Source organism: Chlorobium ferrooxidans DSM 13031 (assembly GCF_000168715.1).
GTDB lineage: Bacteria > Bacteroidota > Chlorobiia > Chlorobiales > Chlorobiaceae > Chlorobium > Chlorobium ferrooxidans.
This window is the reverse complement of sequence record NZ_AASE01000005.1, coordinates 80664-95206: the sequence shown is the minus strand read 5'-3', so window position 1 is coordinate 95206 and position 14543 is coordinate 80664. Positions and strand designations below refer to the sequence as shown.

At 53.4% G+C, this 14543-nt stretch carries 3 protein-coding genes; all 3 read right to left on the bottom strand.

Features of this window, described 5'->3' with window-relative positions; genetic code table 11:
• Window positions 1-36: 36 nt before the first annotated feature.
• The 3 genes from CFERDRAFT_RS12325 to CFERDRAFT_RS04435 all read right to left on the bottom strand — a co-directional run bounded on the left by CFERDRAFT_RS12325 (window position 37) and on the right by CFERDRAFT_RS04435 (window position 14180).
• Complete coding sequence (locus CFERDRAFT_RS12325) at window positions 37-11598, bottom strand: autotransporter-associated beta strand repeat-containing protein (protein ID WP_006366017.1); 11562 nt, start codon at window positions 11596-11598, stop codon at window positions 37-39.
• A gap of 55 nt (window positions 11599-11653) precedes the next feature.
• Window positions 11654-12400 (bottom strand): SapC family protein, encoded by a 747-nt coding sequence (locus tag CFERDRAFT_RS04440; RefSeq protein WP_006366015.1) that lies wholly within the window; start codon window positions 12398-12400, stop codon window positions 11654-11656.
• 187 nt (window positions 12401-12587) lie between these two features.
• Window positions 12588-14180 (bottom strand): ShlB/FhaC/HecB family hemolysin secretion/activation protein, encoded by a 1593-nt coding sequence (locus CFERDRAFT_RS04435; RefSeq protein WP_040433135.1) that lies wholly within the window; start codon window positions 14178-14180, stop codon window positions 12588-12590.
• Window positions 14181-14543 lie beyond the last annotated feature (363 nt).

The following is a 14543-nucleotide window of genomic DNA, read 5'->3' as shown; positions in this document are numbered from 1 at the left end:
ATTAAAAGATAGAGTTACCCCTAAACGGGAAAGTGTTCATGTACTGGATTTATTGCTCGCAATATCCACCACCCAGCTCCGGGATTGATCCTGGACCCGAACCTTGATATGGAAGGTTTCACTCGGAGCATTTAAGATCTTGAAGGTGCGGGTTCCCGAATTGTAGCTTATCCATGAAGGCAGCTGGGAACCGTTGAGCAAGGTAACCCGCTCACCGCCAACACCCTGTGTAAGACCGGTTTTAATCTCATCCGGAAGAGGAATGACCGCATTTGCTGTTTGACGAACCAGCTTTCCGCCAAGAAAAACATTGATCACTCCGGTAAACGGTTTCTGCATCTCACTTCCGGAAGATGATCCGGTAACAGGAAGAGTTGCCTGGCTGATATCCGAAGTTATGCCCCCTCCGGTTGTCATTGCTACGGTGCTGCTGACATCACCACTCTTCATATCAGACAGGTTATCAAGGTTCATAACCGGGGCGAACTCGATTGAACTGCCGACCGGAGCGACTGCCTGTGTATTGGTAATGGTTAAGGGCGCAACCGTTATTGATGCACTTGAAGCCGGAGCCGTCGTAGTTATTGGATTTGGGGGCATCAGGCTTGACAGTGTTGTGCCTGCGGGCGATGCGGGAGTTGTCGTAATAATCGGCAGAACTGTCTCTGATGTGGTTTTACTTTCTGTATCTGTCACGGGTGCTTCACTGATATCAGCCGTCAGACCACTCTGCTGCTGCAGGTTGTAGTTTGCTGCATCCGCTCCGCTTATGGTGCTGCCTGTCACCGTCACACTCTTTCCGGTACCAACATTCCTGTCTGCAAAGGTTCCTGCCGGAGTACCGCCGAGCGTCACCACATCGCTGCCAAGCGGAGTCACCTTCGCTGTGCCCCTCAGCGTTGCCGTGGTCGTTGCATCATAAACCTTGTTCGATGCCGTCAGGCCGCTCACCGTCAGGTTCGCGCGGCTGATTTCAGCACTCAGAGCGCTCTGCTGCAACAGGTTGTAGTTTGCTGCATCCGCTCCGCTTATGGTGCTGCCTGTCACCGTCACTTCTTTTCCGGTTCCAATATTCTTGTCTGCAAAGGCTCCTGTTGGTGTGCCGCCAAGCGTCACCACATCGCTGCCAAGTGGAGTTACCCTCGCTGTGCCCGTCAGCGTTGCCGTAGTCGTTGCATCATAGACCTTGTTCGATGCACTCAGGCCGCTCACCGTCAGATTAGCCCGGCTGATTTCGGCATTCAGAGCGCTCTGCTGAAGCAGGTTGTAGTTTGCTGCATCCGCTCCGCTTATGGTGCTGCCTGTCACCGTCACTGTTTTTCCGGTTCCAACATTCTTGTCTGCAAAGGCTCCTGTTGGTGTGCCGCCAAGCGTCACCACATCGCTGCCAATCGGAGTTACCCTCGCTGTTCCTGTCAGCGTTGCCGTGGTCGTTGCATCATAGACCTTGTTCGATGCACTCAGGCCACTCACCGTCAGGTTCGCACGGCTGATCGCATAGTTTTCCGTGGCCGTCGTGAAGTCACCTCCCCAGCTGTAGTTCGCGGAATCCGTTCCTGTTATGCCGCTTGCTTTCTGCTTGTAACTGCCGACTTTTGTGTTGCCGCTTGTACTCAACGATGCATTTACCAGCGTTCGCGTCACATCAAGCACATCTCCGGTGATCCTGTTATCCATCACCGCACCATATACAAGCGAGTTTCCGTAGGTCGAACTTCCGTCGCCGATCGCCGTTACCTGGAGCTGCTTCTGATCGACCGTCAGTGTTTTTGAAACATAGGAGATGCCATATCCAAGCAGACTGGTCAATCCGGACTGACCGATGGTATGAGTACCTGCTGTATATTTGCCGGATGAAGAGGTGGAACCGGATACGCTTAATCCGCCTGATAACGCCTGTGCTTTCGTATCACTGTTTTGTTCTCCACTGATGGTGTAGTCGAGAGTTGGTGCAGTGCCATAGGTAATCGTTTCATTGGCAGCCGTAACGGTGACTGTCGGCTTCTCACGGTAGATGGCGTTCTTGCCCGCAGCAAGAACAGTCGTATAATTCGATGCCGATTCATCGCTGTTGTAGCGGAAACGGCCTGTTCCCGTTCCGATGAATGCGCTCAAACCGGTACTTCCGGAGATGCTTCCTGTATAGAAGGATGCGACACCTCCTGCTCCGACCGTTATCGACGGCGAACCAGTGACGATAATGTTGCCTCCCGTATCAGTCCCGACCGATGCACCTGCCGTCGCAGATTTTCCGGCGTTCAGCCTGATTGCCGTTGCCGAGCCATCCGTCGTGGAGAGATTGCCCGTCAGTGTCAAATCTCCACTCTGGGTCGACACATCAACAGTTCCTGATGCTGCAATACCGGAAACCGTCAGGTCGTCTTTATCAACGAGCGAAACGGCATCTGCATCCGTCACCGTAACGATGGAAAAGTCATTCAAAACATTGCTGAAATCAATATCTCCGGTACCGTTGGCAGCTAACGAAAGCGAACCCGCGGTAGCCGTCATCTTTCCGTTTGCTCCTGTCGAGGTAATACTACCGTTTGATGTTGTTGTCAGTGCTGTGCCTGCTGCTCTTCCGAAAGTGGTATCACCATTATAGGTCTGATTTCCTGTCGTTGTTATTGATGCACCATTAATGACAAGTGTTGTAGCTGCATCACCGGTGAACGATGCCAATGACGTGGAGTTTCCAATCGTACCGCCAAGCGTCACACTGCCTGATCCGTTGATACCGAGCGCATATCCGCCATTGATGGTGCCACTCAAAGTAAGTGCGGTGCCAGTGTTCGATACAATACGGCTTCCACTGGCGAGCGATATAAGGCCGCTATAGGTCGATGCTGTTATGGAGCTGTTGGTCAGAGCTCCTGCTGTGCCACCGACACCAAGGCCGTTCAGTGTCAGCGCTTCATCTCCTATCGATATGCCGTTCAGATCCAGCGTCGCGGTATTTGATACCGTCACCCCGCCTGCTGTTGTGCCCAGCGCCGAAACATGACCGAGTTTCAACGTGCCTACGCTTACCGTCACCGCTCCAGTGTAATCACTCGTCGTACCTGACAGGGTCAACGTTCCGTTACCACTCTTCGTCAAGCTTCCGGCGCCACTTATTTTTCCACTGTACGTAAAGTCATCCGAACGATTGAACACTACTGCTCCCGAATTGCTCAACGTTCCGGTGTCGGATATCGAGCCGCTCGCTCCACCTGCTCCTATCGACAGCGTTCCCGTGCTTACTGTCGTACCGCCTGTGTATGTGTTCGTGCCCGACAGCGTCAACGTTCCTGCTCCGCTCTTCGTCAATCCGAAACTGCTGCCTCCATCGGTTATCACGCCGCCATACGTCAGTGTTGTGCCAGTCGCCGTATCAAGCGTTCCTGCACCCGTCAATGTGATACCACGGAGTGTGTTAAGGGTAAAGCTGTTTCTTGTCGCAAGTGTTCCAGCGTTGATTTTCAGGCTGTTTGACGTCAATAAACCCGGTGCATTTCCAAGGTTCCGATCTTCCCCTATCGAGAGCACTCCACCGCTTACCGTCGTGCCGCCATCATAGGTGTTCGTGCCCGACAGCGTCAACGTTCCTGCTCCGCTCTTCGTCAATCCGAAACTTCCATCTCCATCGGTTATCACTCCGCCTGCTGTCAGCGTCTTCGTTTCTGCAACATTCAGTGTCGAACTTCCCGTCAGCGTTACGCCTCGTGTGCCAAGATTGAGATTTTCCGTTGCCGACAGCGTCGTACTTCCTGCCATCGTCAAGCTCCCCGCTGTGCCAAGCGCCTGTGCATTACTTGCAATGAGCGTTCCGGCGCTTATCGTCGTGCCGCCGTCATAGGTGTTCGTGCCCGACAGCGTCAGCGTTCCGGATCCACTCTTCGTCAATCCGAAACTTCCATCTCCATCGGTTATCACTCCGCCTGCTGTCAGCGTCTTTGTTTCTGCAACATTCAGTGTCGAACTTCCCGTCAGCGTTACGCCTCGTGTGCCAAGATTGAGATTTTCCGTTGCTGACAGCGTCGTACTTCCTGCCATCGTCAAGGTACCGGCTGTGCCAAGCGCCTGCGCATTACTTGCAATGAGCGTTCCCGTGCTTATCGTCGTGCCGCCGTCATAGGTGTTCGTGCCCGACAGCGTCAAGGTGCCTGTCCCCGATTTGGTCAGTGTGCCGGTTCCGCTGACAATACCCGAAAGTGTTTGAGCTGAACTGCTGTTGACAACAAACGCTCCACTGTTAAGGATATTACTGGCGTAGCTGCCTGATCCCAGGGTGCCGCTGCCATCCAGCTTCAGCGTTCCTGCTGTGATAGTAGTCGATCCGGAATAGGTATTTGTTCCTGACAGAGACCAGGTACCGCTCCCCTCCTTGCTCAGACTGCCTGCACCGGTTCCGATAATGCCTGCCAGACTGCTCGCACTGCCGGTGCCGCCAAGCGTCAAGCCAAATCCTGCACCGGTGATCGTACCGGTATTGGAGAGTATAATACTGCCGTTCGAAACAATAGTGCTTGAACTGCCCAGCGTGATCAACCCGCCGTAGGTTGCTGCTGTCCCTGAGCTGTTGATCAGCGCTCCCGCACCTCCGACTCCGGTGCCGTTGAGTGTCAGGGCTTCGGATGAAGATAGTGTAAAGCCATTAAGGTCAAGTGTTGCTCCGGCCAGAACCACCGTTCCTCCACCCATGTTACCCAATGGTGTCGAAGAAACAGATGAGCCTTGCGTGCCAAGCTTCATTGTCCCTTCACTGATCGTCGTCAAGCCTGAGTAGTTGTTTGAACCTGACATTGTCAATGTGCCGCTGCCGAGTTTGGTCAATCCTCCGGTAGAAATGGAACTGCCTGAGTTACCTGTCACGGTCAGGTTTGTCCCGGCATTTGTTACGGCAATTGAGGAGATCGTTCCATTCGTTATGGTAAAACTACGATTCGTTGAAGCCGTCGTGCCTGTGTATTGCAGCGTGCCCCCACCAAGTTGAAGTAAAGTTGCACTTGAACCTGCAGCTCCAAGATTTCCTGCTTCACCACCATCGCCGATTGTTCCGACACTCAGGGTACCCTGATTGATCCGAACCCCTCCGGTAAAGGTGTTCTGGCCGCCAAGGGTCAGCGTTCCGGTGCCGGTCTTGGTTATACCACCACCGGAAATCACTCCCTCATAAGCCGTGTCGGAGTTGTCACCACCAATAGTGAGCAGCACACCGCTACCGATCGTCACATTCCCACCATTTGAACCGCCACCGGCAAGAGAACCTATCTGAAGTGTATTGTTAACACTCAACGAAACGTTTGCGGTGTTTGACAGGGTTACGGCAGAGTTCGTACCCAAAGCTGACGCATTGGATGCCTGCAACGTACCACCGCTTATCGTCGTTGCTCCGGTATAGGTGTTACTGCCAGAAAGGGTCAAGGTACCGGCCCCAACCTTGGTGAGCGATCTTCCTGTTCCGGAAATCACGCCACTCAGGGTGAGGGTTCCTGCTCCCCCAACAGTCGGAGTGTTCGCACCCAGTGATATAGCACCTGAAAGTGAGGCTCCGCCGGTACCGGTAAGCGCTCCTGCGCCACCGACGCCTGTTCCGTCAAGGGTCAAACCTTCTGCGCCGATCGCAACATTATTGATGTCGAGGGTTGCCCCGGCACGCACAATGGTGCCTGCCGCTGTCGTACCCAATGCTACAGCTTTAGAGGCCCGCAAAGTCCCTTCGCTTATTGTCGTTTCACCGGTGTATGTGTTGTTACCCGCACCTGAAAGAATCAAGGTACCGGCCCCAACCTTGGTGAGGGTTCTTCCGGTTCCGGAAATCACGCCACTCAGGGTAAGGATCCCGGCTCCCCCTATAGTCGGGGTTGATGTTCCCAGTGATATGGCGCCTGAGAGTGACGCCGTACCGGTACCGGTAAGCGCTCCTGCGCCGCCGACCCCAGTACCGTCAAGGGTCAAACCCTCTGCAAGGATCGCAACATTATTAATGTCGAGGGTTGCCCCGGCAAGCACGGTAGTACCAGCAGCCGTCGTACCCAATGCCGAAGCATGGGATGCTCTGAGTGTTCCTGAACTGACAGTGATTGTTTGAGCATAGCTTGAGTTAGCTCCCGACAGTAGCAATGTGCCGGTTCCGACCTTGGTAAGCGTGCCTGTACCGGAAACCACCCCGCTGAGCGTAAGAACTCCGCTGCCGCCTATCGTCGGCGTCGAAGTATCCATCACCACGTTTCCAGACAATGAGGCTGTACCGGAACCCGTAAGTGCTCCCGCACCAAGTACACCGATACCCCTGAGAGTCAACACCTCATCCCCGATCGCCACATCATTGATATCAAGTGTTGCACCTGAAATCACGGTCGTACCGGCAGCAGTTGAACCCATCGCTGTTGCATGAGCTGCCTGCAAAGTCCCTGCATTGATGGTTGTCGCTCCGGTATAGGTGTTCGCTCCGGAGAGTGTCACTGTTCCGACTCCGGACTTGGTCAGTGTTCCCGATCCGGTCAGAATGGCGGAGATTGTCGCTGTTCCATACAGATTATCAATGGTGAATGCCGTGCCGTTGAGCGTGCCCGTACCCGATATGGTACCATTATTCAGCGTAACCGCTCCAACAGTATGAGCTATTGTGCCGATATCCAATACAGCTCCACGCCCGTTAACTGTCACCGCTGTATTGGGAAGAGCAGCTCCAAGCGCCAGCCTGCCGGCATTGAGTGTGGTCGTACCGGAATAGGTACTGACACTCGAAAGGGTAAATGTACCTGAACCCGATTTGGTCAGACCTGCACTTCCTGAAGCAACAGCATTACTGAGTGTCAGATCACCGACTGAGAATATTTTACCTTCAGCGCCGAACGTCAGTAAGTCAGGGGTAGTGGTTCCTGTAATGATATTTGCGACTCCGGATGCAGAAAAAATCGAACCGGATGAAATGGTCAGCGTTTTGGCTCCTCCTCCGGAACCGATTGTATAGGTGGAGCCTCCGGTCAGAAGCAGGGAGTTGATGGTATAACTCGCATTGGGTGATGCACTTGATGCGATTTTCAGATTAACACCGTCAGTCGCAGTAGTTGCATACTCAGTTGCAACCAGCGGCCTTATTCCAAAAGTATTGGTAGTATTGCCACCAGAATTCCAGTTATATGTCACAAAGTCAGTGCCTGCGCCTCCTGGGTTACTATCGCCTATTGCATAAGGAACTATCGCTCTTGTAGTCTGACCTGCATTTGAACCGGAAAGAGTCAATCCCGATGCATCTGTGAAGATGAGATTGGTATTCCCTGCTGCGGCTGCAGCGGCACCAAGGTTTGTTCCACGAAAGAGCACCGTTGCACCGGCAATTCTGGAGATACTGCCAAAAGTTAACGAAGTACCACCCCCTGTACCGGAGTTGAGGGTAACGGTTGAAGCTCCGGAGGAGAGCGTCAGGGAAAGAATCGTTTCGTCGACCGCTATCGAGTTGCTGCCCTTGTAGAGTAGTTCCCCGCCTGCAAGCGTAATCGGTTTATTATTGTGAATTCGGTCAATATTCGTTCCTGACTCCGTATTGTCAAGTGTCAGGCGTGCGCCGGTATTAACCGTTATAGCCGTATTCTGCGCTGAAAATATTTGTCCATTACCACTGAGAATAATCTCCCCGTCATTGATGCTGGTTATATCCGCATAAATGTTGCCACCCGTCAATCTCCAGATTCCGCTTCCCTCCTTGGTCAGTGTCCCGCTGTTACCGGTTCCGATGATGCTTGCCAGAGTGCTCCCTGCAGATGTGCCGCCAAGGGTCAGACCGTATCCCGGTCCGGAGGAGACGGTAATCGTTCCGGTATTTGAGAGAATAATATCACCACTGTTCGAAACAATGCTGCTTGCACTTCCGAGTGTGACGAGGCCGCTGTAGGTTGCCGATGTCGCAGAGCTGTTCGACAAAGCCCCGCCACCCGAAATACCCGTTCCGTTGAGTGTAAGAGCTTCAGATATGCCAAGCGTGTAACCGCTCAAGTCAAGGGTCGCACCGGCAGTAATGGTTGTCCCGCCAGCTACGGTGCCAAGTGGTGTATTCGTCGCATCGCCTGCTGCTCCAAGCTTCAAGGTTCCGGCACTCACCGTGGTAAGGCCTGTATAGGTATTCTCTCCAGATAATGTCAGCGTGCCTGTTCCGGCCTTTGTGATACCGCCCCCCGCCCCGGAAATCACTCCCGAGTATGATGCTGAGGTATTGCTTGCATCACCAATCGTCAGGGTGTTCGCTCCAAGGGCTGTACCCCCCGATCCTGTCATCGAATCGATCGTCTTGGCTGCGGCAATAGTGAACTGCCCTCCGTTCGACACTCCGGAGCTCAAGTCTATCGTGCCCGTTGCATTGAGCGACAGGGTTCCTCCACTGATCGTTGTCAGACCGGTATAGGTATTGATGCCCCCAAGGGTCCAGGTGCCGGCACCCGCCTTGGTCAGCGTCCCGGCTCCTGTACCGATGATGCTGGCAAGAGAACTGCCTGTATTGCTGCCTCCAAGGGTCAGTCCGAAAGTCGCACCTGTTATCGTACCTGCATTGGAGAGGATAAGATTGCCGTTGTTCGCAACAATACTGCTCGCACTTCCCAGCGTGATCAGACCGCTGTAGGTTGCCGCTGTCCCGGAGCTGTTGGTCAGGGCTCCCGCTGTGCCCCCGACACCCGTTCCATTAAGCGTCAGTGCTTCAGCCGTAGCGAGCGAGAAGCCGTTCAGGTCGAGGGTTGCTCCTTCTGCAACAACTGTTCTGTTTCCGGTTGTACCAAGCGGCGTATTTGCTCCGCTTCCCGCAGATCCAAGCCTCAGGGTTCCTTCACTGATGGTTGTCAGTCCGGCGAAGGTACTGTTACCGGAGAGCGTCCATGTTCCGGAACCTGTCTTGGTAACACCTCCGGTAGAATTCCCTATTATGCTTGAAATAGAGCTGCCTGAAGCTGTACCCCCAAGCGTCAAAGTGCGTGTCCCACCCGTTATCGTACCGGAATTGGAGATAATGATATCACCGTTGCTGGAAAAAATGCTGCTGGCACTGCCGAGGGTGATCAGACCACTGTATGTTGCCGCTGACCCGGAGCTGTTGGTCAGGGCTCCCGCTGTGCCCCCGACACCCGTTCCATTAAGCGTCAATCCTTCAGCCGTACCGAGTGTAAAACCGTTCAGGTCAAGGGTTGCGCCGGAGATGATGCTTGTTGCTCCATCAATGGTACCGAGCGGTGTATTCGTTGCATCGCCTGCAGCTCCGAGCTTCAAGGTTCCGGCACTGACAGTAGTCACTCCGGTGTAGTTGTTCACTCCGGAGAGTGTCAGCGTACCCGAACCCGATTTGGTCAGAGTTCCTCCACTGCTGCTCAGTACACTGGCGAGGGTGACATCCTGACCGTTGGTATCAACCTTGTATGACTGGCTTGCTTCATTGCTAAACCGACCAGAGTAATCGGTTGTATTGCTTGCGGTATACTGGAGTGTACCGCCACTAAAAGTAATGGCACCTGTACTGCCGATAGCACCTGAAGAGCCAAGGGAGAGTGTCCCCGATGTCAGCGTTGTCCCGCCGCTGTAGGTATTCGTACCCATGAGCAGCAGCACGCCTGTACCAGCCTTGTTGATTCCTCCACTGCCGGAGATCACCCCGTTGTATGCTGACGAACTGTTGGTCCCGTCGCCAATCGTGAGGATATAACTACCAAGGGTGGTTGCCCCCCCGCCAGAGATTGAATCGATTGTTTTGTCGGCGGCTATGGTGAACGTTCCATTGTTCGAGACGTGGGAACTGTTCGCTATCTTGCCGGTTGCATCCAATTCCAGCGTGCCGGCGCTGATCGTTGTCTGACCTGTATAGGAGTTATCTGCACCAAGCGTCAGCGTTCCTGGACCCGATTTGACAAGAGTTGTCTTGCTGATGATGCCGCTGTATGTGCCACTGCTACTGCCGACATTGAAGGTGGTCGTACCTGTGCCGCTGATAGCGCCGTTACCACTGATCGAACCGCCATTGGCGTTCAGTGTCAGATCAAGGGTGCCTGTGGTATTACCGATGGCTGCATTGACCACAATGCTCCCGTCTGCCGTCAGCGTCAGTGTCCTGGTTCCGGTTTCCGTACCTGTCGAAATGGCACTATCTACAGTAATGTTTCCGGTACCGCTTCCAATTTCGCCTGGCCCGCCAGAATTTGCCGTATCAATGGTAACACTGGTACCCGAATTCAGTGAAGTAACAATTGTTGTCGCTGCGGTTGCATCGATTGTATAGTTGTAGGGATCAATCAACCAGATACCGCCTGATCCATGAGGGGAACCCGCGTCAATGTGAGAAGAGGTGATCTCTACCTGATGCCCTGAGGTCTCCATCCTGCCGCCGTCACCACCGTTTGCTCCGCCCTTCGCCTCAAAGGTGCCGTATGCCCGGGTGAAGGAGTTCGGATTGGTCACGTCCGACCACGCTACCACGGTGCCGCCATTGCCGGTGTCGATGGCACTCGCTTCAAGCAGGGCTCCCTGCTCAACAATGGTGCCGGTCGCCTGACGAACCTGCGGGTCGCTGTTCTGCCAGCTTCCACCAACAAGCACCTCTCCTCCGCCGGTTGCGCCTGAGGCGGTGAGGTGTGCTCCATCCTTCACCAGAACACGATCTCCCGTAGCAATCACCGACCCACCCTTTCCGTCGGGTGAGGATGCATCCACTTTGCCGGCTATCATTGTCATGCCGCCCTCGGCGTCAAGAATAATCCTGCCGCCTCTCGCCTGCAGGCTTCTTGCCTCAATAATTCCGCTGTTGTTCACCACCGACTGAACCAGGGCATCGGCCGCTTTGGCCGTCATGATCACCCGGCCTCCATCAGCCTTGATCAATCCCTTGTTCTCAGCGAGGGCGTCAACCGCACCCTGATCCACCGTAAGGGTGATGAGTCCGTCTCCATGGAAATCAAGGGAGACCTGATTGCCACCGGCCAGGGCCACGCTTCCTCCTGGGGCCGAAACGCTCCCCTCGTTGGTTACTTTGGGTGCGATCAGCGCCACCACGCCGCCTGGCATCGCCGTTATAGTTCCCTGATTGATAACATGACCGGCACTGCCGCTGTTGCTGAATCTGTACCTGCCGGAAAGGAAGTCGCTGTCAAGCATATTGAGCGACGATGCCACCAGCCCGCCGACATCTACCCTCGCTGTGCTGCCGAAGATGATACCCGAGGGATTGAGCAGGAATACCCGGCCGTTGGCCGAGAGCGAACCCATGATCTGTGTGGGGTTCTGGTCGGTGATACGGTTGAGAACTGCTGAAGAGCTGTTGGGCTGGTTGAAACGCACTCCGGCATCGGCTCCGATGTTGAAGCTCTGCCAGTTCGCAATCATCTGCGGTGTTGACTGGTTAACGGTCAACTGAGTGCCGCTGGTGGTAATGGTTCCCTCCCCGGAGGTGATCACACCGCCCGAAGGGAGGGAGCCGGGATCAAGGGCATAGGCCCGCTCTGCGGAGGCAAACAGCGCGATGAGAACCGCAAGACTTTTAAGCCTTGATTTGGGCACACCGCCACTGGTCTTGACCTTCTCGGAAACGACTATCCACCGCTCCTTCGATTTCGACCAGATGATGTTGAAAACCCTGTTCACTGTCGGTTATCTCGATGCAACCTTACACAACATGTTATAACCTCTTCTGTTTTATTCAGCGTTGCGCTCCCTGAACCTTTCGCTCCACAAGAGCATCAACGTTGCGCAGGGAGAGCAGATGCGCATGAATCAGCGCCAGTGCGCCGCTGCGGAACAATTTTGTTACTTCGCTATCTGAAAGCTGTGCAAGCTTCTCCTCATCAACCACAAGCAGGCCATTGAGTGCAATAGGGCTCCCTTCTGTTGGAGTAGCCTGCAGATCAACCGCTCTGATCAATCCGTATTCGGCAAGCTGGGCGCCGAACTGCCGAGCCCGATCCATCTGAAGAAGATAGTCCTGAAGAAAAGCCTGGATTTCAAGCATTTTCGGTGCAGGCTCTCCATCCTCAAAAAGCGGAAGGCCGCCTTCCAGATTGAAGCCGTCAAAATCCTCGTCAAAACAGACGGTGGTCTGCCCCTCCGTACCGTCCGTGGTAATGAACGGGTAACGTCTGATGTATGCCGGTATATAGTGGCCTTGCCAGGCACCTTCATCATCCACAAAAAGGTTTTCATTCTCCTCAAGCCCCAAAAGTGCGACAGGAAGAATGACATTGTCGGAGGTATTGCTGAAAATAATCGGATAGAAACGTCCGGCATCAAAAAATTCTGCCGTTGCAAGCAAAACAGTCCGGGCTGATGCGGCATACCGGTATCCTTCCGGACTCGGGCTCACGGTCAATGATGCATGCGCCTCCCTGTTAAGCGGAATCGGACGACTGTAAAACAGTGGCAGATTCTCAAGGGGTATATTTTTTTCCATTTTTATTGTTGGTTTATCTGGTTAACAGCTGCTCTTGTGTACAATCTGTCTGCTGCTTTTCACGACCAAAGAGGTCAATGAGTGGTTCAGCTCTGCTTACTTGTTAAAATTAAAGGCTTAAAAGAATAAAATATGGATAGCGAAAAGAAATACTGCAACTTTGCGTCTCACGAGCTAACGCGCTTTGCTAAAAGGAGAAGAGTGCCATAAGCCACATCCGACTCTTGTCACTCCTGCCGTCCGCGTTATTTCCGGCAACGCTTCTTCCTGGATTATCTCCGATCACCCATGCCCAGCTTCCTCGCAGAGTCAATCTCCCGTCAATAGCGTAACTGATACCGAATCCGGCTCCACGAAGCCAGTAACTGTTCAGATTGGTCGCTGTAGCCGGAATCTCCACCTCATGCTTCTGGAGTCTGATATGTCCGGCATCATAGAACCCGCTGAACTGAAGACTTCCCCACCCCTTCGGGACTGCAGGTGAATATCGGATCTCAGCATTCAGCAGCTCGCCTTCATCACCTGAAGCCTCACTGATGGGATAGGCCCGAACACCGTTTGGCCCTCCAAGGGAGAATTTTTCGCTGCTGTCAAGCAGGTCATCGGCTCTCTGGCCACTCACAGAAACATTGAGATTGATCTTCTCTGTCAAACGCTGCTGGCGCATAACGGTAACATTCAAACGGGCATAACGGCCTTCGCTCCTGTTTGACGCGGCGGCGGCAGCTTGCTGGTTGGCTTCATGCACTGTTCCGGCAGTCACTGCTATATTCAGGCTGCTGTATCCTCCGCCTAAAATCGTATCGTAATGGTCTGCGTTGGTCGTAAAGAGCACACTGTTTACCCGCTTGTGATGGAGTTCAATTTCGTATTGACTGTCGATAAGTGACTTGTTGCTGTACGAGATGCTCGTTATGATATTTCCCGCCCTGCTCCGGCGCATCGGATAACTCAAACCAGCGTCAATACTGCTGCTCTTACCACCATATTGAAGGATCAGGAGATCACTTCCAAGCTCGTAGTTCATAGCGGTGTAGGCGAGATTTCCCTTGAGTCCGTCATAACCAATGGGAAAGAGATAGCCGACACGTCCCTGACGCAGTCGTTCTCCCTCTGTCAGCAGTAAGGTTACCTGGTCACCGCAGCAGAAAGGGTCATTAAAAGTGAACATGGAGTTGGCTCTCCACTCACCGGTGTAGAGGTTGCCCTGGTTATCACTCCAGATTGATCCTGAAAACACAGGACCTTCAGCTACTGCAAGCTCAACTCCACTGGTGCCGGTCATGGTACCTGGAGCAAGGGAGGCGCGGGCTGAGATACCCGGCAGATCGCTGATGAGCAGCACCGAACGCTCAAGCGCACGCTCATTGATCGGCTTGCCTTCCTCCAGAGCGCTCTTGACAAAGCCTCGAAGTTTTTTATCGGATATTCTTACCTCTTTGTCGCGGTTTATGGTAAGGTTTCCGTCACTTTTACCCGGAGTAACGGCAATTTCAATAGTACCCATGGTGACATCCTGTTTGGGCAGATATGCCCGCGCAAGAAACCACCCCTTCTGCTTGAGATACGCTGTAACCTTCTCCGCCTCCCCTGACAGCTCAGCGAATGAGAGATTTTTGCCGACAGCTCCCGCAACAACTGCCTGAAGCTCGGCTTCACTTGCAAGACCCTCATAACCCGAAAAAACAAAAGCCTTAACACTGACACGCAGGGTACTTTCATCCGAAGGGAGCGCTTCCTTTACCGGAGCGGAAAAAGGCAATTGAGGAAGGTTCTGCATCTGATTCTGTTGATCGCGCAAAATACTTCCGGCATCGGGAATGGGATTTGCAAAAAGAGGAACTGAAGATAAGAGCAGCGATATTGAACCTATGGCAATGGCGACTGCGCGACACAATACGTGCTTATCGTAATGAAGATTATATCGTTCCGATAATTTCATCACAAAAGATCCTCCGGTTTTTGTTCAAACAGAACATTGTAATAACGTCAGCTTGACGAGATGGTGTCAGGGCAAACCGCCACCGAAAACACACCATTTATCAGCGAATTAAAATCACTTTTAACTTCTAAATTTATGTGCAAATAGCGGGCCACTCAAATTATCAGAGAGAAACCATCACCGGCAAGCCCGAAATTCGCG

Bases quoted from the DNA above. Each gene is read 5' to 3' on its own strand.
- CFERDRAFT_RS04440 (WP_006366015.1), bottom strand. From the start codon at position 12,400: ATGGAAAAAAATATACCCCTTGAGAATCTGCCACTGTTTTACAGTCGT.
- CFERDRAFT_RS04435 (WP_040433135.1), bottom strand. From the start codon at position 14,180: ATGCAGAACCTTCCTCAATTGCCTTTTTCCGCTCCGGTAAAGGAAGCG.